This is a genomic window from Mesorhizobium sp. C120A (assembly GCF_030323105.1).
Classification (GTDB): domain Bacteria; phylum Pseudomonadota; class Alphaproteobacteria; order Rhizobiales; family Rhizobiaceae; genus Mesorhizobium.
In genome coordinates, this window is sequence record NZ_CP100476.1 from 1,665,365 (window position 1) to 1,682,504 (window position 17,140).

Sequence of the window (17,140 nt, forward strand, 5' to 3'; positions counted from 1 at the left end):
CTGCTTTAACGCGCCCTTAAACCGCCGCATCTACCCTCCAACCCGAGCGCCATTGACACCGGGAAGACAGCGCAACGCATGGCGAACCGCAGAGACAGTCGCATCGAACCCAGCTTCGAGGGATCGCCAAAGGCGAAATCCGCGGCCGGTTTTTCGGTGAACGAGGAGGATCGGGTCGTGCCGGCCAATCGCAAATCATCTTCGGCGCGCAAAACCTCCAAGGCAAAATCATCGTCACGCGGCAAGCGCGGCAAACCCCGGCGCGGGCTGTTCGGCGTGATGGCGCGGATGTTCTACTGGTGCTTCGTGCTCTGCATCTGGGGCGGCATCGCGGTGGCCGGCATCGTCGTCTATTACGGCGCCAAGATGCCGGCGGCGACCACCTGGTCGATCCCCGACCGTGCGCCCAACATCAAGATCGTCTCGGTCGACGGGCAACTGCTTGCCAACCGCGGCATGAGCGGCGGCGAGGCGGTCGGCCTGCACGAAATGTCGCCCTACATTCCGGAAGCCGTCATCGCCATCGAGGACCGCCGCTTCTATTCGCATTTCGGCATCGACCCGATCGGCCTGTCACGCGCCATGGTGACCAATGTTCTGGGCCGGCGTTTCTCGCAGGGCGGCTCGACGCTGACCCAGCAACTGGCCAAGAACCTGTTCCTGAAGCCCGACCGCACGCTGGAGCGCAAGGTGCAGGAAGTGCTGCTGGCGCTGTGGCTGGAGCACAAGCATACCAAGGACCAGATCCTCGAAATGTACCTCAACCGGGTCTATTTCGGCTCCGGCGCCTATGGCGTCGAGGCGGCCTCGCGCCGCTATTTCGGCAAGAGCGCGCGCGACGTCACTCTGTCGGAGGCGGCCCTTCTCGCCGGCCTCTTGAAGGCGCCGTCGCGACTGTCGCCGGCGCGGGATCCGAAGGCGGCGGAGGAGCGTTCGCAGCTGGTGCTCGCCGCCATGCGCGACGAAGGCAAGATCAGCGCCAAGGAACTGGCCTCGGCGATGAGCGCGCCGGCAACGCGCGCGCCATCCTACTGGACCGGTTCGGAAAACTACGTCGCCGACACCATCATGGAAGAGCTGCCCGATTTGATCGGCGACGTGCGCAGCGACATCGTCGTCGACACCACCGTCGACCTCAACCTGCAGAAGCTCGCCGAAGAGTCGATCCGCCGGCTGATCGACGAGAGCGGCAAGAAGCTCAATGTCAGCCAGGGCGCGCTGGTCTCGATCGACAATTCCGGCGCCGTGCGCGCCATGGTCGGCGGCTACGACTATTCGACCAGCCAGTTCGACCGCGCCTCCGAAGCACGCCGTCAACCGGGCTCGGCCTTCAAGCCGTTCGTCTATATGGCCGCGCTGGAAGCTGGTCGCACGCCCGACAGCGTGCGCAACGACGCACCGATCAAGATCGGCAAGTGGACACCGGACAATTACGGCGGCAAGTATTTCGGCAAGGTGACGTTGGCGACCGCTTTGGCGAAGTCGCTGAATTCCGTCGCGGCACAGCTAACCATGGAGGTCGGCCCCGACGCGGTGGTCGAGGCGGCGCATCGCATGGGCATCCAATCCGATCTGATCGCCAACACCTCGATCGCGCTCGGCACCTCGGAAGTGACGCCGCTGGAGCTGACATCGGCCTATGTGCCGTTCGCCAATGGCGGCTACAAGCCCGACATCCATTTCATCCGCCGCATCACCACGACCGAAGGCAAGGTGCTCTATGACGACAATGGCGGCAGCGCGCCGCGCGTCGTCAAGCCGAACATTGTCGGCATGATGAACTCGATGATGACCGGCACGGTCGAGATCGGCACGGCGAAGAAGGCGGCCTTCGCCTGGCCGTCTGCCGGCAAGACCGGAACCAGCCAGAATTCGCGCGACGCCTGGTTCGTCGGTTACACCGCAAACCTCACCACCGGCGTGTGGTTCGGCAACGATGACGGCACGCCGATGAAGAAGGTCACCGGTGGCGCGCTGCCGGCACAGGCCTGGCACGAGTTCATGGTGGCCGCGCATGAAGGTGTGCCGGTCCGGCCGCTGCCCGGCACCTGGAAGTCGACGCCGCCCGACACCATCGTGCCCGACGATATTCCGTCAGTCGATAACAATCAGGCGGCGCCGTTGCCTGCCGTGGCCGTCAGCCGTTCTGAGCCTGCTGCCGCACCGGCACCTGCTGCTGTACCCGCACAAGCACCGGTCCGCCGTCCGGCCGAAACCGTCGATGCCGACGGTTTCAACATGCCGGGCGACGGCGGCACCACGGCCTCGATCAAGCATCCGGTACCGCCGGGCAGCGTCGGCGGCCCGACCAAGAAGCGGAAAACCTCAATCCTGGATATTCTCGGCGGCGGCTGAGTGGCTCGTCATTCTAGCTTCGAACCAAATGCGAGCTGGCAATCCGTTCCTCATATGAGAGCTGCGGTGACAATTCGGCCTCTCGCCACCTTCGCGGCATTCGGCTACATCTCCGGCCGGAGTGACAGACATGGCTGAGACCGACACCAGAAAAACCATCGTGCTGACCGGAGCCAGCCGCGGCATCGGACATGCCACGGTCAAGCGCTTTTCGCGTGAGGGCTGGCGGGTCATCACCTGTTCGCGCCAGGCTTTTGCCGAGGATTGCCCGTGGCCAGCCGGCCCAGAGGACCACATCAAGGTCGATCTCGCCGACCAGGAGGATGTCGGCATCGCCGTCTCGGAGATCCGTCACCGGCTGGAAGCGCATGGCGGGCAATTGCACGCGCTGGTCAACAATGCCGGCATTTCGCCGAAGCTCAAGGACGGCAACAGCCGCATGGATTCGATCGACACGCCGATGCATGTCTGGCGCGACGTGTTCCAGGTCAATTTCTTCGCGCCGATCATGCTCGCGCGGGGCCTCTTCAAGGAGCTTGCTGCAGCAAAAGGCTCGATCGTCAACGTCACCTCGATCGCCGGCACGCGCGTGCATCCTTTCGCCGGCACCGCCTATGCGACCTCGAAGGCGGCGCTCGGCTCGCTGACGCGCGAGATGGCGCATGATTTCGGCCCGCACGGCATCCGCGTCAATGCGATTGCGCCGGGCGAGATCGACACCGCGATTCTGTCGCCTGGCACCGACAAGATCGTCGAGACGATCCCACTCAGGCGCCTTGGCGCCACCTCGGAAGTCGCCGACATCATCTTCTTCCTGTGCTCGCAGCAGGCGTCCTATGTGACGGGCTCGGAAATCCACATCAATGGCGGCCAGCACGTCTGAGCACTGACAGACTGCTCATTCGGCGATGGTGAGAACAGCCTTGCCGCTGAAGCTGCGCTGTCGCAAGGCGTCCAGAGCCTGGGCGATGTCTGTCCACGGCACGGTCATGGACACACGGGTTTCCAGCCGGCCAGCCGCGACCAGAGCGAGCAGCGAGGCGATGTCCGCGCCAATGGCTGGACCGGATGTGTAGTAGGCGAAAGTCTGAAGCCTCGCTCCCTCATGGCCCGGAACGAACTGTCTGAAGCCAACCGGCGTGAGTTCGCCGCTGCTCGAACCGAACATGACGATGGTGCCGCCGGGGGCGACGCGTTCGATGGCATGGGCGAGGCTTTGGCCGCCGACCGACTCGGTGATCAGAGAGAATGGCCCTTCGGCCAGTTCGATCGACTCGACGACTTCGTGAGCACCAAGACCGCGGAGATCCTCGGCGTGCCGGGCGGCGGCGATTGCAGTCACCGCGGCGCCTTGCTCGCGGGCGATCTGGATCTGGAAACGGCCGACCGCGCCGCTGGCGCCGGTGATCAACACCTGCTGTCCCGCGAGGTCGCCGCCATGGCGCAAGACCCTTAGGGCCGTCGTGCCCGCCACGGGAAGCGTGGCGGCGGAAACGAAGCTGACCTCATCCGGGATGACGGCGAAGCGGTCGGTCGGAACGGCGACCCGTTGCGCCCAGCCGGCCTCGTCGACCAAAGCCACAACCCGGGCGCCGACGGCAGGCCCGGAGCCATCGGCTGCCGCCCGTTCGACAATCCCTGCGATGTCCTGGCCGGGTATCCAGCCTTTTGGGCGTATGGTGAGCAGGCGCAGTTCGCCGCGGTTCAACGAGGTTGCGTGGACGCAGACAAGCGCTTCGTTGGCGAGGGGTTGAGGTTCGTTGGCCTCGGCAAACGTCAGTCCGGTGGGGCTGTCGGGAGAGATGACGAGGGCGCGCATGGGAAGCCTTCCTGCCGGTTTGTGAAATGCCAGCCACGAACCAGAGCCTATCGACATCCCGGATCAAAGAATTTAGCTATCATAGCGAATAGTCGCTAAAAGCCGTCAATCATAAGACAGCCTCTCCGCTACCCCTGGGTCAATTTCGACGTCGATGATGTGATCGCTCCTGCAATTGCGGTTCGCGTCGATGTCACCGAAACCAAAGCGGAAGTGGCGACCCATTGGCACCGCAAGGGCCAACTCGTCTTCGCGCTCGGCGGTGGCGTCACATGCCGCGTCCCGAGCGGCCTGTGGATGGTGCCGCCACATTGCGGGGTGTGGATTCCCGGCGGCATGGAACACAGCAATATCGCGACCGCCAATGCGCGGATTTTCTTCGTCTATATCGAGCCGGGAGCCGCCGATCTGCCGGACCGGTGCTGCACGCTGTCGATCTCGCCACTGCTGCGCGAATTGATCATCGAGCTGGCCGACCGCATGGAGGAAGACGAAGGGAAGGACGCGCTTTTGACTGGGATGCTGCTCTCCGAACTGCCGCGCATGCCGGTCCAGCAGCTGCATTTGCCGATCTCCGCCGAGCCGCGCTTGCGGCGGATCGCCGATGCGTTGGCGCAAGACCCTGCCGACCGCAGCACGCTTGCCGAGTGGGCCACCCGCGTCGCGCTCTCAGAAAGCAGTCTCGCCCGTCTTGTGGTGAAGGAGACCGGACTGAGCTTCGGCCGCTGGCGCCAGCAATTGCACCTGATCGTCGCCATACGGGAGCTGGCCTCCGGTGCGAGTGTCCAGCAGGTTTCGGGCGATCTCGGCTACGCCTCCGTCACCGCCTTCATCACCATGTTCAAGAAAGCGCTCGGCAAGCCGCCGGCAAAGTATCTCGCCAGCGTCGCGCACAATGGCGGCTCCGCCTTCGTGGCGTGATCAACGCGCCTGTGGGCAAGCCTCAGGCCGGGGAGGGCTCAATGGCTTCGGGGCGCGGCATCAGCTTTTGCTCCAGCACTTCTTGCACGATGCCGCGGGCGATTTCGCGTTCACCCATGATGACGGTGTCGGCGCCGAGCCCCATCAGGTGCTCGACCTCGGCATCGGAATGGGCCCGCGCGATGACGTTGATGCCGGGGTTGGCGGCGCGCGCCCTGAGCACGATCTGCCCGGCCTCGAACGCGTTGGGGATGGCAAGGATCAAGCGTTTGGCCCCCTGCGGATTGGCGGCGGCAAACACGCTCGCGCTGGCCGCATTGCCGGAGACGATTTCGACGCCGTCGTCTCTGAGCCTCGCCAGCGTCTTGTCGGCGTCCTCGATGACCAGGAAGGGCAGCGATGCCTGTTTCAGCGCCGCGCCGACCAGGCTGCCGACGCGGCCGTAGCCGACCAGGATGGTGTGGCCCGAAAGCGTTGTGCGTGGCGGCGGGCCGTCCTCTTTGGCAGCAGCGGCCACCGAGGCCACTTGTCCGGGCTGCGTCGCCGGGCCGACCGGCTTGGCCTCTTCCGGTGGTGCTGCCTTGGCGGCGCGCGCGTCCAGCCATGGCTTCATCCAGTCGAGGGCGAGGAACATCAGCGGATTGACCAGGATCGACAGGATGGCGCCTGCCAGGATCAGGTCGCGTCCCTGTTGCGGCAACAGCTTCAGCCCGACGCCGAGCTCCGCCAGGATGAAGGAGAACTCGCCGATCTGCGCGAGGCTGGCCGAGATCATCAAGGCGGTTCCCAGCGGATAGCGGAAGGCGATGACGATAACGAAGGCGGCCAGCGACTTGCCGATGACGATGATGGCCAGCGTCGCCAGGATCGGCCAGCCATTGCTCATCAGGCTGAACGGATCGAACAGCATGCCGACCGAGACGAAGAACAGCACCGAGAAGGCGTCGCGCAGCGGCAGTGATTCCTCCGCCGCGCGGTGGCTGAGCTCGGATTCGCTCATGATCATGCCGGCGAAGAAGGCACCGAGCGCCAGCGAGACGCCGAACAGTTTGGCGGCGCCGAAGGCGACGCCGAGCGCGATCGCCAGCACCGCCAGCCGGAACAGTTCGCGCGAGCCGGTATGGGCGACGTAATGCAGGATCCACGGAATGACGCGGCGGCCAACCACCAGCATGACGATGACGAAGGCGACGACCTTGGCCAGCGTGAGGCCGACGACGCCCCAGATGCCGTAGCTGGCCGGCAGCGACAAAAGGCTCGCATGGTCATCGACCTGCGGCTGGCCGCCGAGCACGCCGGCCAACGCCGGCAAAAGCACCAGCGCCAGCACCATGGCGAGGTCCTCGACGATCAGCCAGCCGACGGCGATGCGGCCGCGCTCGGTCTCGATCAGCCGTCGCTCCTGCAACGCGCGCAACAGCACCACTGTGGACGCGACGGAAAGCGCCAGGCCGAAGACGAGGCCTGCGCCCATCGACCAGCCGAGCATCCATGCGAGGCCGGCGCCGAGCGCGGTGGCAAAGCCGATCTGGACGATGGCGCCGGGTACGGCGATGGCGCGGACGGAGAGAAGGTCCTTCAGCGAGAAATGCAGGCCGACGCCGAACATGAGCAGGATGACGCCGATTTCGGCCAACTCATTGGCAAGACCGGCATCGGCGACGAAACCCGGCGTGTTCGGTCCGACCAGTACGCCGGCGACGAGGTAGCCGACCAGCGGCGGGATGCGAAAACGGTTGGCGAGCGCCCCGAAGATGAATGCCAGCCCCAGACCGGCGACGATGGTGGCGATAAGGGGCGTGTCATGCGGCATTGTCTATGGAGCGCCTTTCGGGAAATGTCGGGTGTGCGCCGCCCGAAGCCGCCGCCTTTTTCAATATGGTGGAGGGGGTGCGGGCGACGCAACCCGCAAGACGTAAATTGGTGGCCAGAGGCACCGAAAACGAAAGGCGCGCGCAGCAAAACCGCTGCGCGCGCCAATACCGAATGATCGATGCGTCACGCCGCCTGCAGCATGGCCTCGATATCGATCAGCGGGCGGTTGGTCAGGGTCTTTGGGATCTCCGCCTGCACCTTGTCGGTGACTTCCTTGTGCAGTTTCTTGCGCATGGTGCCGAGCACCAGCGGTGGCGCGACCAGCACGATGTCGTCGAAGATGCCGTGATGGGCGAGCTTGTAGAGCCGGTCCGCGATCTCTTCGGCAAAGCGTTCCTTGCCTTGCCGGTGCCAGTCGGTTTCCTCAACCGCGCTGCGATGCACGGAGGGGCCGTCATTGTAGCGGCCGGGACTGTCGCTGCCTTGTTCGCGCGTTGCCGGATTGTCCTGTTTCATCTCCTGGAAGAGCTGCAGGTTCGGATAGAGATTGTCGCCCTCGTTCTTCAGGAACAGCGCTTTCTCGCCATCGGCCACCATGACCAGAAGGCCATGTTTCAGGTTGATCTTGCTCATTTGCGCGCTCCTGTTTGAAGGTTCAAATCCAGCCGACGATTGTCTGTTACGGCAGGGGCAGAACGCGTGGCGAAGCGGGAACGTTCCACTTCGTTCGCCGAGATCGCACGCAGCCATATCAAGCCCGATCTATCGTCTATCGGAGCAATGTCCGGAGGTCACGGCTTTAATCTACTAAATTGGTAGAATTTAGAAAAAATAATTTTGCAGCTTGGCCGACTGCCGGATAAAAGAGCCGCGGAACAAAGCCTGCGGCAGCAGCTTGAATCCGCCTGATATGCGGATGTGGAATATTTTTCTCTTGGCCCTTTGGCTTGCGGAAAACCGATTGCCTCCCGTCAGGGGATGCGCGAGTGGGTTCCTTCAGCTTTTTCGCGTCCGCGCCTAAAACTGCCGAATTGTTCCGGAATCTGTTCGTCATGCCGCACACCAATCCCAAGCTCACCGCGTTCCCGGTCTTCATGCGGGTCGAAGGCGAAGCCGTGGCCATCGTCGGCGGCGGAGGCGAAGCGTTGGCCAAGGCGCGGCTACTTGATCAGTCGAGTGCTGTGCTTCGCATCATTGCCGATGTTGCCGACGCCGAATTGCTGAGCTTCATCGCCACGACCGGCGCCATCCGTATCGACGCCCCCTACGACGCCGCGCATCTCGAAGGCGCGGTCCTGGTGTTTGCCGCCAGCGGCGACGAGACGCTCGACCGCCGCGTCGCCCACGATGCGCGCCGCCTTGGCATTCCGGTCAATGCCGTCGACCGGCCGGAGCTATGCGATTTCTTCACCCCGGCGCTGGTCAACCGCGCCCCGGTCGCCATCGCCATCGGCACGGAAGGCGCGGGTCCGGTGCTGGCGCAGATGCTGCGCAGCCGCATCGACCGCATGCTGTCGCCGTCGCTCGGGCCGCTGGCAGCGCTTGCCGCCTCGTTCCGGGGTGCCGCCGAAAAGCTGCTGCCGAAAGGCAACGCCCGCCGCCAGTTCTGGAGCAGTTTTTTCCAGGGTGCACCGGCGCGCGCCGTCGAAGCCGGCGAGCTTTCGCAGGCGCATGACGCCGCCGCCGATCTGTTGCTGTCGAAGGCTCCGGCTTCGGGCCATATCGCGTTGGTTGGCGCCGGGCCAGGTGCTGAGGATCTTCTGACGCTGCGCGCGCATCGGCTTTTGATGGAAGCCGACGTCATCGTCTATGACGCGCTGGTGCCGGAGGCGATCGTCGCCATGGGCCGCCGCGACGCCGAGCGGCTGCCGGTCGGAAAACGCAAGGGATGCCACACCAAGAGCCAGGCCGAGATCAATGCGCTGCTGGTCGATCTCGGCAGGCAGGGCAAGCGCGTCGTGCGGCTGAAGTCGGGCGACCCGCTCGTGTTCGGCCGCGCCGGCGAGGAGATGGCCGCACTGCGCGATGCCGGCATCGCCTATGATGTCGTCCCCGGCGTCACCGCGGCCTTTGCCGCCGCCGCCGACTTCGAGCTGCCGCTGACGCTGCGCGGCGTCTCCTCGTCGATGGTGTTCACCACCGGCCATGATCTGAAGGGCAATTCGCTGCCGGATTGGGCCAAGCTCGCCATTTCCGGCGCCACCGTCGCCGTCTATATGGGCCGCTCGGTCGCCGCCGAAGTCGCCGGACGACTGATCGAGGCCGGCCTGTCGCCGGACACGGCGGTTGCCGTGGTCGAGAATGCCAGCTTGCAGAACCGCCGCCGTTTCCACGGCACACTGGCCGATTTGCCGTCGCTGGAAGAGCGCGCCGATCTGGCCGGTCCGGTGATGACCATCATCGGCGACGCGGTTGCCGGCGCCAACTTTGAACGTTCCGAGCCGCTCGCGGCCCATAACTATGAGGGCGCCGCCAACGCGGCCGACGCAGAGGTCGAGCCATGAAGATACTGACCGCAAACCGCCTCTCCGACGGCATCGCCGTCTGGTACGCCGATGGCGGCTGGGCCGAGACGGTCGACCATGCCGACCTTGCCCATGACCAAGCGGCAGAGGACAGGCTGGAAGCAATCGGCGCCAAGGCCAACGCCAACAATCAGGTTGTCGACGTCAATCTGATCGACGTTGAAGTCATCAATGGCGTCGTCGTGCCGGTACGCTTGCGCGAAAAGATCCGCGCCGCCGGCCCGACCATCCGGGAAGATCTGGGCAAGCAGGCTGCGCGGGCAGCGTAACAAAATACGGGCGGACGCGCCCTGAAAGACGAAACATGTACCGCTACGATGAGTTCGACCACGATTTTGTCCAGGCCCGCGTCGCCGAGTTCAGCGACCAGGTCGAACGCCGGCTGTCCGGCGAGATCACCGAGGATCAGTTCCGGCCGCTGCGGCTGATGAACGGCGTCTACCTGCAGCTGCACGCCTACATGCTGCGCATCGCGGTGCCCTATGGCACGCTGAACAGCGCGCAACTGCGCATGCTCGGCCACATCGCGCGCAAATACGACAAGGGCTACGGCCACTTCACCACGCGCCAGAACATCCAGTTCAACTGGCCGGCGCTGTCCGACATTCCGGCGATCCTGGCCGATCTCGCCAGCGTCGAGATGCATGCCATCCAGACCAGCGGCAATTGCATCCGCAACGTCACCGCCGATCACTTTGCCGGCGCCGCCGCCGACGAGGTCGCTGATCCGCGCCCCTATGCCGAGATCCTGCGGCAATGGTCGTCTGTGCATCCGGAATTCTCGTTCCTGCCGCGCAAGTTCAAGATCGCGGTGACCGGGGCCGAGCGCGACCGCGCCGCCATCCAGACGCATGATATCGGTCTGCATCTGAAGAAGAACGCCGCCGGCGAGCTCGGCTTTGCCGTCTATGTCGGTGGCGGCCAGGGCCGCACGCCGATGGTGGCGCGCAAGATCCGCGACTTCCTGCCGGAAGCCGACCTGCTGTCCTACTGCACGGCGATCCTGCGCGTGTACAACCTCTATGGCCGCCGCGACAACAAGTACAAGGCGCGCATCAAGATCCTCGTCCACGAGACCGGCGTCGAGGAAATCACCCGCCAGGTCGAGGCCGAATGGCAGGAGCTGAAGGACGCCGAGCTGAAGCTGCCGGAAGCCGACATCCGTGCCATCGACGCCTATTTCGCGCCGCCGGCACTGACCGCCCGGCCGGAAGGCGACGCGGCGATCAAGCTGGCGCGGCTCGATTCCAAAAGCTTCTCGGATTGGCTCGACCAGAATGTCGTGACGCATCGCCATCCCGACTATGCCGCGGTGACGATTTCGCTGAAAGGTATCGGCGAAGTGCCGGGCGATGCCACCGACAGCCAGATGGAAGCGGTCGCCGACATCGCCGAGAAATACGCGTTCGACGAACTGCGCGTCAGCCATGAGCAGAACCTGATCCTGCCGCATGTGGCGCGCGCCGATTTGAAAGCGGTCTACGACGCTTTGGTCGACATTGGCCTCGCGACGGCCAATTCCAACCTGATCAGCGACATCATCGCGTGCCCTGGCCTCGATTATTGCGCGCTGGCGACAGCGCGCTCGATCCCGATCGCGCAGGAGATTTCGCTTCGCTTCGCCTCGCTGGAGCGGCAGCGCGAGATCGGCGAATTGAAGCTGAAGATTTCCGGCTGCATCAATGCCTGCGGACATCACCATGTCGGCCATATCGGTATCCTCGGCGTCGAGAAGAAAGGCTCCGAACTCTACCAGGTGACGCTTGGCGGATCGGCCGACGAGAACACCTCGGTTGGCGAAATCATCGGCCGCGGCTTCTCTTCGGAAGAGATCACGGACGCCATCGAGCAGATCGTCGACACCTATCTCGGCCTTCGGCTCGGTCCCAGTGAACGTTTTATCGACGCCTACCGCCGTGTCGGTCCCGCGCCGTTCAAGGAGGCGCTCTATGCTGGCGAAACCAAGGCCGCTTGACCGCATCGTCGACGTCGACGACAGCATCGCCGCCAAAGCGGCGGGCTTCGACGCGCTGTATGGACATCTGAGCCCGCTCGACATCATCGAACGCGCGGCGAGCGAATTGTTTCATGACGAGATCGCCGCCGTGTCGTCCTTCGGCGCGGATTCCGCTGTCCTGCTGCATATGATCGCCAAGGTCGACCGCACGCTGCCGGTCATCTTCCTGGACACCGGCAAGCATTTCGGAGAGACGCTGGGCTATCGCGATGCGCTGGTCGCCGATTTCGGGCTGACCAACATCAGGGTGATCAAGCCCGAAGACGCGGCGCTCGAGCGGGTCGATCCGACCGGCAATCTGCACCAGAGCAATACCGATGCCTGCTGCGACGTGCGCAAGGTCGAGCCGCTGGCGCGCGGCGTCGCCCCCTTCCGCGCCTGGCTGACCGGCCGGAAGCGCTTCCAGGCGGCGACGCGAGCCGCGCTGCCGGTGTTCGAGGCGGTCGGCCCGCGCGTACGCGTCAATCCGCTGGCGCACTGGACGACATCCGACCAGGCTGACTACATGCGCGCGCATGCGCTGCGCGAAAATCCGCTGGTTGCGTACGGCTATCTGTCGATCGGCTGCTTCCCATGCACGCAGCCGGTGCAGCCGGGCGAGGATGCGCGAAGCGGACGCTGGGCCGGTCATGCCAAGACCGAGTGCGGCATCCATCTGTCGGGACTGGAAGTATCGCTGACCGACGCATCCCTTTAAGCTATGGTGATATTCAGGTGAGGCTGGCCTGCAACGGCGGCTTCCGCTCGGAGGCCGCCGGTTTCGTGTGGACCGGCTTTCGCGGACTTTCGATTTTTAGGGCTTTAGGAATTTTCTATGACTGAACAGACCACAGCGGAGACCCGCCTCTGGACCCGGACGGGGTTTCGCGAAGACGAGTGGACACATGCCGAAAGTGCGGATGCACTGGCGGGCAATGGCCGCTTCATCCTGCCGTTGCAGGCATTTCTCGGCCTTGATGCCGAGGTGCGGCGCTCGGCCAAGGAGCGGCTGGGCGTCGCATTGCTGCCGGGCGACCAGCTGGAAAAGATCGTGGATCTGCTCGACCAGCTGTCGCTGGTGGCGCTGGCCTTTCCGGCCTTCAGCGACGGCCGCTCGTTTTCCAAGGGCGAATTGCTGCGCAGCCGCTACGATTTCGAGGGCGCGGTCCGCGCCACGGGCCAGGTGCTCGTCGACCAGCTGCCGCATATGCTGCGCCTCGGCTTCGACGAGTTCGAGATCTCCAACCCGGTTCTGCTGAAGCGCCTCGAAGAAGGCCGCACAGGCGGGCTGGGCCTTTACTATCAGCCGACCGAAGCGTCGGAGCCGAAGGGGCCGAAATACTCCTGGCGGCGCGTTCGCAACAGCTGACGCGACGGTAATTCCGCCTGTCTTTACAAAGACTGTGATCCGGCCTTCTCCTGGCTGTCCGGACGGAAATATCCGCCGGGCGCGAGGGAGGAATCGGCGCTCATCGGCGGCAACACCAATGCACCGTCCATCATGATCGCCGAAAAGGCGCCTGACATGATCAGGGCTGCAAGGTCTGGATGCGCGAGGAGCGCAAGGCTGCCTGAGCCGGTTTTTGGGAGATGCCGCCGCGCCTTCGGTGCGGCGGTTTTTTTCTTTGTCTTACGGAATTCCCAAGCGAAAGCCCGGAAAACCGCCTCACACTTTGCTGGAATTGCTTTTAGGCCAAGGCCCGCGCTTCGCGAAACGAGACCAGCTTGCGGCGGTTCTCGTCCCACAACGCAAGCTTGACGCAGCGCAGGCTGTCGAGGAGCGTGACGCGGCCGATGCCGCGCAGTTCGGGATAGTCGCGCAGCACTTCCTGCAGCCGGTAGCCCGGCACCTTGGCCGAGAGATGGTGCACGTGATGGACGCCGATATTGCCGGTGAACCAGTTCAGCACCGGCGGCAAATCATAATAGGACGAGCCGTGCAGGGCGGCACGCTGGAATTCCCACTCTTCGTCCTTCGCCCATTCCGTCTCCTCGAACTGGTGCTGGACGTAGAACAGCCAGATTCCGGCCGATCCGGCCAGGATCACGATCGGCAAATGGACGATCAGGAAAGCGCCGGGGCCGACCAGCCAGATAAGCAGCGCTGCCGCGACCGCGATGCCGAGATTGGTGGTCATCGACGACACCCAGGGCGTCAGGCCGCCGCGCATCATGCCGACCGGCAGCCTCTGCTCGAAGATGAACAGCCAGATCGGGCCAAGGCCGAACATCACCAGGGGATGGCGGTAGAGACGATAGGCAAGGCGTCCCCGCCAAGACAGCTGCCGGTATTCAGCAACCGTCAACGTCCTGATATCGCCTATGCCGCGCTCGTCAAGATTGCCGGCGCTGGCGTGATGGGTGGCGTGCGCGCGCCGCCAGCAATCGTAAGGGGTCAGCGTCAGCACGCCGAGCGCGCGGCCGATCCAGTCGTCGGCAGTGCGGTTGGCGAAGAAGGAGCCGTGGCCGCAATCGTGCTGGATCATGAAGATCCGCACCAGAAAACCGGCGGCGGGAAGGATCAGGATCAAGCCCCACCAGTGGCCATAGGAATAGGCTGCCGAAGACAGCGCCCACAGCGTAACGAAAGGAATAAGGGTGATGGCGAGTTCAAGAGTGCTGCGTCGCCGGTCGGGCTTCTTGTAGCGCGCCAGGATCTTCAACCAGGCGCGCTTGCTGTTGGCGGCCGTCTCGGGGGAAATCATGTTCATCAGGAAGCATAGGCGGGGCGTCCCGCTGCCGCAAGGAAAAGCTCACGCAAAATTACTGCGCGTAATTGTCGCGCGATAGCATCGCTATTGACGGCGTTGGCCGCCGGCCATGCTGGCTTCTATGCCGTCCAGCCGGTCGAGCAGATCCCGGAAACGGGCGGGAATGTCGGCCTCGGTGCGGAAGGCCGGCAAGGTGCGCAAGAAGCGCGTCGTCGCCTCGGTGCCGAACTGGCGCCTGATGTCGGCGGCGAGCTCTTCGCTTCTGTTGCCAGTATTGCGGTCCATTGTCTCAAATCCTGTGTCGGTTTCAAAACTCCTCCAAGCTTTGAATGGTTCCCCATAGCGGGGTATTGGCAAGCAAAGGCTGCCGTTACGGTAAAGTTTGAATTAATTTTGAACGTCCTTGCGCCCCGCACCAAGTCCGACGGGCAGCCCGCAACATTGCCTGCTGTGGGGCGTCCTCCTGGGCTTGCCCCTTGATTTTTGGCCGCCAAACCTCGATATCGGGCGCAAATCCAAACCATTCGAATGACGGGAAATGGCGATGAGCGACCAGACAAAAGACGAACGCGCGCCCGAGGATATCGAAACGGCCGAGGCCGAGCGCACGCAAGGCGGCATCGACGGCGACTATGAAGCGCTGGTGCGGCTGCTGAAGGAAAACGAGGAGCTGAAGGACCGCGCGCTGCGCGTCGCAGCCGAGATGGAGAATCTGCGCCGCCGCACCGCCCGCGACGTGCATGATGCGCGCGCCTATGCGGTGGCCAATTTCGCCCGCGACATGCTGTCGGTGTCGGACAATCTGCGCCGCGCGCTCGATGCTATCCCCGCCGAGGCGAAAGCGGCCGGAGATGCCGGCTTCAAGGCGCTGATCGACGGCGTCGAGATCACCGAGCGCGCCATGCTGTCGACGCTGGAACGGCATGGGGTGAAGAAGCTCGAACCGGAAGGTGAGAAGTTCGACCCGAATTTCCACCAGGCGATGTTCGAAGTGCCCAATCCCGATGTGCCGGCCAACACCGTCGTCCAGGTCGTGCAGCCGGGCTATTCGATCGGCGAGCGCGTGCTGCGGCCGGCCATGGTCGGGGTCGCCAAGGGCGGCCCCAAGATCGCGGCCACCGAAGCGCCGGTCGAGCCGGGGCCGGTGAACGAGCAGGCCGAGAAGGATGCGTGAGTAGGGTAGGCAGTAGGGAATAGGGAATAGGGAATAGGGAATAGGGAATAGGGAATAGGGAATAGGCAGGCGTATCAATCGCGCGGCTTCGTGTTATTCATACTTTCCCTAATTCCCAATCCCTACTACCTCATGTCCCTGACACCCATCGACCTCCTCGACTATGCCGGCGTCGCCGTCTTTGCCGCGACCGGGGCGTTGGCGGCTTCGCGCAAGCAGCTCGACATTATCGGCTTCCTGTTTCTGGCCAGCGTCACCGGCATTGGCGGCGGCACGCTTCGCGACGTCATCCTCAACCTGCCCGTCTTTTGGGTCGCCAACTCCGGCTATGTGCTGGTTTGCGCGGCGGTTGCGGTGCTGGTCTTCTTCATCGCCCACCGCGTCGAATCCCGCTGGAAATGGCTGCTCTGGCTCGACGCCATCGGATTGGCGGCCTTTTCCGTAATGGGCGCGGCCAAGGGGCTGGCCATCACCGGCTCGCCGGTCGTCTCCGTTGTTATGGGCGTGTTGACCGCCACATTTGGCGGCATCCTGCGCGATCTGCTGGCCGGCGAGCCATCGGTGCTGCTCAGGCCCGAAATCTACGTCACCGCCGCACTCGCGGGCGCCGGCCTCTACACACTTGGCGATCTTGCCGGCCTGCCGCCGCTCGCCTCGGATATTGCCGGCTTCGTCGCGGCTTTCCTGGTGCGCGGCGGCGCGCTGAAATTCGGCTGGACCTTTCCGTCCTACAAGAGCCGCCCGGGACGGCGACCGGAGGATATTCCGTAGGGAGAGGGAATAGGGAATAGGGAATAGGGAATAGGGAATAGTCGGTAGTCAGCAATTCGCGGCAGCCTTCACTACTGCCTACTGCCTACTGCCTACTGCCTCACGCCGCAAAGCGCTGCGCTTCCCCGCCATAATAGTTGACGTAGCGGGCGCCGATTTCCTTGACCGGCATCACCACGAACACATCGACGGTGGAGAACTCACGGTCGATGACGCAGCCGTCGCCGATGCGGGCGCCGACGCGCAGATAGCCCTTGACCAGCGGCGGCATGGCCGCGATCGCCGCCTTGGCGTTGACTGCCTCGATCGGCATCAGATCCATCGAGCAATAGCGGCCGGAGACCGCCCGCACATCCCAGGCGGAGTTGGTCCGGCAGTGATGGGCAAGGTAGGTGAGCGCCTCGGCATGCGCAGCCGGCACCGTGCCAGGGAACGAGGCACAACCGGTCATCACGCCGATCTCATAGTGGTTGATGTAGGCCCAGATGCCTTGCCACAGCGCCTCGATGGTGCGCTTCGAGCGGTATTCCGGCAGCACGCAGGAGCGGCCGAGCTCAAGGAAGCGCTGGCCGGGATGGCGGGCGATCAGCTTGGTCAGTTCGAACTCGCCTTCGGAATAGAAGCCGCCGGCGGTCGCCGCAATCTCTTGCCGCAGCAGGCGGTAAGTGCCGACGATGCGGCGATGCTCGGGGCCGGAGATCGAAGTGTCCAGCACGAGGAGATGGTCGCACAGCGGGTCGAAGCGGTCGGCGTCGCGCCGGTCCTGCGCCTGGAACAGGTCCTTCCTGGCGCCAAGCTCGTCATAAAACACCCGGTAGCGCACTTCCTGCGCGGCGGCGATCTCGGCCTCATTGCGGGCAAGCCGCACTTCGAGATTGCCGATACGGCCCAGCGGTGCGCCTGTTGCGACGGCATCGGCGTTCCGCGCGGCGAGCAAAGCGCCGCCTGCGCTGGGCCGAGTGTCACATTCCGGCATAACTGTATGCACGAGTGATTCTCCTTCGAGCCATCCCTCTTGGCACGGGGATACGGTGTAGGTGCAACAGGATTGTG

Annotated in this window: 17 protein-coding genes; 10 read left to right on the top strand and 7 right to left on the bottom strand. The window is 64.2% G+C overall.

Going from position 1 to position 17,140, the window contains the following annotated elements; translation table 11 throughout:
- Positions 1 to 78 precede the first annotated feature (78 nt).
- On the top strand, positions 79 to 2,355 hold the full coding sequence (locus tag NL532_RS08165) for a transglycosylase domain-containing protein (RefSeq protein WP_023828326.1): 2,277 nt from the start codon (positions 79 to 81) through the stop codon (positions 2,353 to 2,355).
- 130 nt (positions 2,356 to 2,485) lie between these two features.
- Positions 2,486 to 3,238 (top strand): SDR family NAD(P)-dependent oxidoreductase, encoded by a 753-nt coding sequence (locus NL532_RS08170; RefSeq protein WP_023669777.1) that lies wholly within the window; start codon positions 2,486 to 2,488, stop codon positions 3,236 to 3,238.
- Between the two features lie 15 nt (positions 3,239 to 3,253).
- Here the strand turns inward: NL532_RS08170 and NL532_RS08175 are convergent, their stop codons facing one another.
- On the bottom strand, positions 3,254 to 4,174 hold the full coding sequence (locus tag NL532_RS08175) for a zinc-binding dehydrogenase (protein WP_023669776.1): 921 nt from the start codon (positions 4,172 to 4,174) through the stop codon (positions 3,254 to 3,256).
- 111 nt (positions 4,175 to 4,285) lie between these two features.
- Here NL532_RS08175 and NL532_RS08180 point away from each other — a divergent pair, with 111 nt between their 5' ends.
- Positions 4,286 to 5,095 carry an AraC family transcriptional regulator gene (locus NL532_RS08180; RefSeq protein ID WP_023828327.1) on the top strand — a complete coding sequence of 270 codons (810 nt, stop codon included), beginning with the start codon at positions 4,286 to 4,288 and terminating at the stop codon, positions 5,093 to 5,095.
- 22 nt (positions 5,096 to 5,117) lie between these two features.
- Here the strand turns inward: NL532_RS08180 and NL532_RS08185 are convergent, their stop codons facing one another.
- From NL532_RS08185 to NL532_RS08195, 3 genes are all read right to left on the bottom strand, one after another.
- Positions 5,118 to 6,908 carry a cation:proton antiporter domain-containing protein gene (locus tag NL532_RS08185; protein WP_023828328.1) on the bottom strand — a complete coding sequence of 597 codons (1,791 nt, stop codon included), beginning with the start codon at positions 6,906 to 6,908 and terminating at the stop codon, positions 5,118 to 5,120.
- Positions 6,909 to 7,093: 185 nt separating this feature from the next.
- A complete protein-coding gene (locus NL532_RS08190) occupies positions 7,094 to 7,543 on the bottom strand; it encodes a baeRF12 domain-containing protein (RefSeq protein ID WP_023669773.1) in 450 nt (149 codons plus the stop codon).
- A 166-nt stretch (positions 7,544 to 7,709) separates the two neighbouring features.
- Complete coding sequence (locus tag NL532_RS08195; protein WP_155923744.1) at positions 7,710 to 7,964, bottom strand: hypothetical protein; 255 nt, start codon at positions 7,962 to 7,964, stop codon at positions 7,710 to 7,712.
- On the opposite strand from NL532_RS08195, the gene cysG reads away from it, so the two are divergent.
- From cysG to NL532_RS08220, 5 genes are all read left to right on the top strand, one after another.
- Positions 7,963 to 9,414, top strand: a complete 1,452-nt coding sequence (gene cysG, locus NL532_RS08200; protein WP_023704213.1) for a siroheme synthase CysG — start codon at positions 7,963 to 7,965, stop codon at positions 9,412 to 9,414. The two genes, NL532_RS08195 and cysG, sit on opposite strands and share 2 nt — an antisense overlap.
- Positions 9,411 to 9,704, top strand: a complete 294-nt coding sequence (locus NL532_RS08205; protein ID WP_023669771.1) for a DUF2849 domain-containing protein — start codon at positions 9,411 to 9,413, stop codon at positions 9,702 to 9,704. The genes cysG and NL532_RS08205 overlap by 4 nt, the downstream gene beginning before the upstream one ends.
- A 35-nt stretch (positions 9,705 to 9,739) precedes the next feature.
- Complete coding sequence (locus NL532_RS08210) at positions 9,740 to 11,410, top strand: nitrite/sulfite reductase (RefSeq protein ID WP_023683051.1); 1,671 nt, start codon at positions 9,740 to 9,742, stop codon at positions 11,408 to 11,410.
- On the top strand, positions 11,385 to 12,149 hold the full coding sequence (locus tag NL532_RS08215; protein WP_023669769.1) for a phosphoadenylyl-sulfate reductase: 765 nt from the start codon (positions 11,385 to 11,387) through the stop codon (positions 12,147 to 12,149). The genes NL532_RS08210 and NL532_RS08215 overlap by 26 nt, the downstream gene beginning before the upstream one ends.
- A gap of 117 nt (positions 12,150 to 12,266) precedes the next feature.
- Positions 12,267 to 12,800, top strand: coding sequence for a DUF934 domain-containing protein (locus tag NL532_RS08220; protein WP_023669768.1), 534 nt, complete (start codon positions 12,267 to 12,269; stop codon positions 12,798 to 12,800).
- 319 nt (positions 12,801 to 13,119) lie between these two features.
- Here NL532_RS08220 and NL532_RS08225 read toward each other — a convergent pair whose 3' ends face one another.
- Both NL532_RS08225 and NL532_RS08230 read right to left on the bottom strand, forming a co-directional pair.
- Positions 13,120 to 14,142, bottom strand: coding sequence for a fatty acid desaturase (locus NL532_RS08225; RefSeq protein WP_023700112.1), 1,023 nt, complete (start codon positions 14,140 to 14,142; stop codon positions 13,120 to 13,122).
- A gap of 84 nt (positions 14,143 to 14,226) precedes the next feature.
- A complete protein-coding gene (locus NL532_RS08230) occupies positions 14,227 to 14,427 on the bottom strand; it encodes a hypothetical protein (RefSeq protein WP_023669766.1) in 201 nt (66 codons plus the stop codon).
- A gap of 259 nt (positions 14,428 to 14,686) precedes the next feature.
- On the opposite strand from NL532_RS08230, the gene grpE reads away from it, so the two are divergent.
- The gene (grpE, locus tag NL532_RS08235; RefSeq protein WP_023691975.1) at positions 14,687 to 15,316 is read left to right on the top strand and encodes a nucleotide exchange factor GrpE; all 630 of its coding nucleotides are present in this window, start codon (positions 14,687 to 14,689) and stop codon (positions 15,314 to 15,316) included.
- Between the two features lie 138 nt (positions 15,317 to 15,454).
- The gene (locus NL532_RS08240) at positions 15,455 to 16,087 is read left to right on the top strand and encodes a trimeric intracellular cation channel family protein (protein ID WP_023683056.1); all 633 of its coding nucleotides are present in this window, start codon (positions 15,455 to 15,457) and stop codon (positions 16,085 to 16,087) included.
- Between the two features lie 100 nt (positions 16,088 to 16,187).
- Here NL532_RS08240 and olsB read toward each other — a convergent pair whose 3' ends face one another.
- Complete coding sequence (gene olsB / locus NL532_RS08245; RefSeq protein WP_023683057.1) at positions 16,188 to 17,063, bottom strand: l-ornithine N(alpha)-acyltransferase; 876 nt, start codon at positions 17,061 to 17,063, stop codon at positions 16,188 to 16,190.
- Positions 17,064 to 17,140 lie beyond the last annotated feature (77 nt).

What these genes read in the sequence shown, in the direction of transcription:
- NL532_RS08165 (WP_023828326.1), top strand. Translation starts at nt 79, where the DNA reads ATGGCGAACCGCAGAGACAGTCGCATCGAACCCAGCTTCGAGGGATCG.
- NL532_RS08170 (WP_023669777.1), top strand. Translation starts at nt 2,486, where the DNA reads ATGGCTGAGACCGACACCAGAAAAACCATCGTGCTGACCGGAGCCAGC.
- NL532_RS08175 (WP_023669776.1), bottom strand. Translation starts at nt 4,174, where the DNA reads ATGCGCGCCCTCGTCATCTCTCCCGACAGCCCCACCGGACTGACGTTT.
- NL532_RS08185 (WP_023828328.1), bottom strand. Translation starts at nt 6,908, where the DNA reads ATGCCGCATGACACGCCCCTTATCGCCACCATCGTCGCCGGTCTGGGG.
- NL532_RS08190 (WP_023669773.1), bottom strand. Translation starts at nt 7,543, where the DNA reads ATGAGCAAGATCAACCTGAAACATGGCCTTCTGGTCATGGTGGCCGAT.
- cysG (WP_023704213.1), top strand. Translation starts at nt 7,963, where the DNA reads ATGCCGCACACCAATCCCAAGCTCACCGCGTTCCCGGTCTTCATGCGG.
- NL532_RS08195 (WP_155923744.1), bottom strand. Translation starts at nt 7,964, where the DNA reads ATGACGAACAGATTCCGGAACAATTCGGCAGTTTTAGGCGCGGACGCG.
- NL532_RS08205 (WP_023669771.1), top strand. Translation starts at nt 9,411, where the DNA reads ATGAAGATACTGACCGCAAACCGCCTCTCCGACGGCATCGCCGTCTGG.
- NL532_RS08210 (WP_023683051.1), top strand. Translation starts at nt 9,740, where the DNA reads ATGTACCGCTACGATGAGTTCGACCACGATTTTGTCCAGGCCCGCGTC.
- NL532_RS08215 (WP_023669769.1), top strand. Translation starts at nt 11,385, where the DNA reads ATGCTGGCGAAACCAAGGCCGCTTGACCGCATCGTCGACGTCGACGAC.
- NL532_RS08220 (WP_023669768.1), top strand. Translation starts at nt 12,267, where the DNA reads ATGACTGAACAGACCACAGCGGAGACCCGCCTCTGGACCCGGACGGGG.
- NL532_RS08225 (WP_023700112.1), bottom strand. Translation starts at nt 14,142, where the DNA reads ATGAACATGATTTCCCCCGAGACGGCCGCCAACAGCAAGCGCGCCTGG.
- NL532_RS08230 (WP_023669766.1), bottom strand. Translation starts at nt 14,427, where the DNA reads ATGGACCGCAATACTGGCAACAGAAGCGAAGAGCTCGCCGCCGACATC.
- grpE (WP_023691975.1), top strand. Translation starts at nt 14,687, where the DNA reads ATGAGCGACCAGACAAAAGACGAACGCGCGCCCGAGGATATCGAAACG.
- olsB (WP_023683057.1), bottom strand. Translation starts at nt 17,063, where the DNA reads ATGCCGGAATGTGACACTCGGCCCAGCGCAGGCGGCGCTTTGCTCGCC.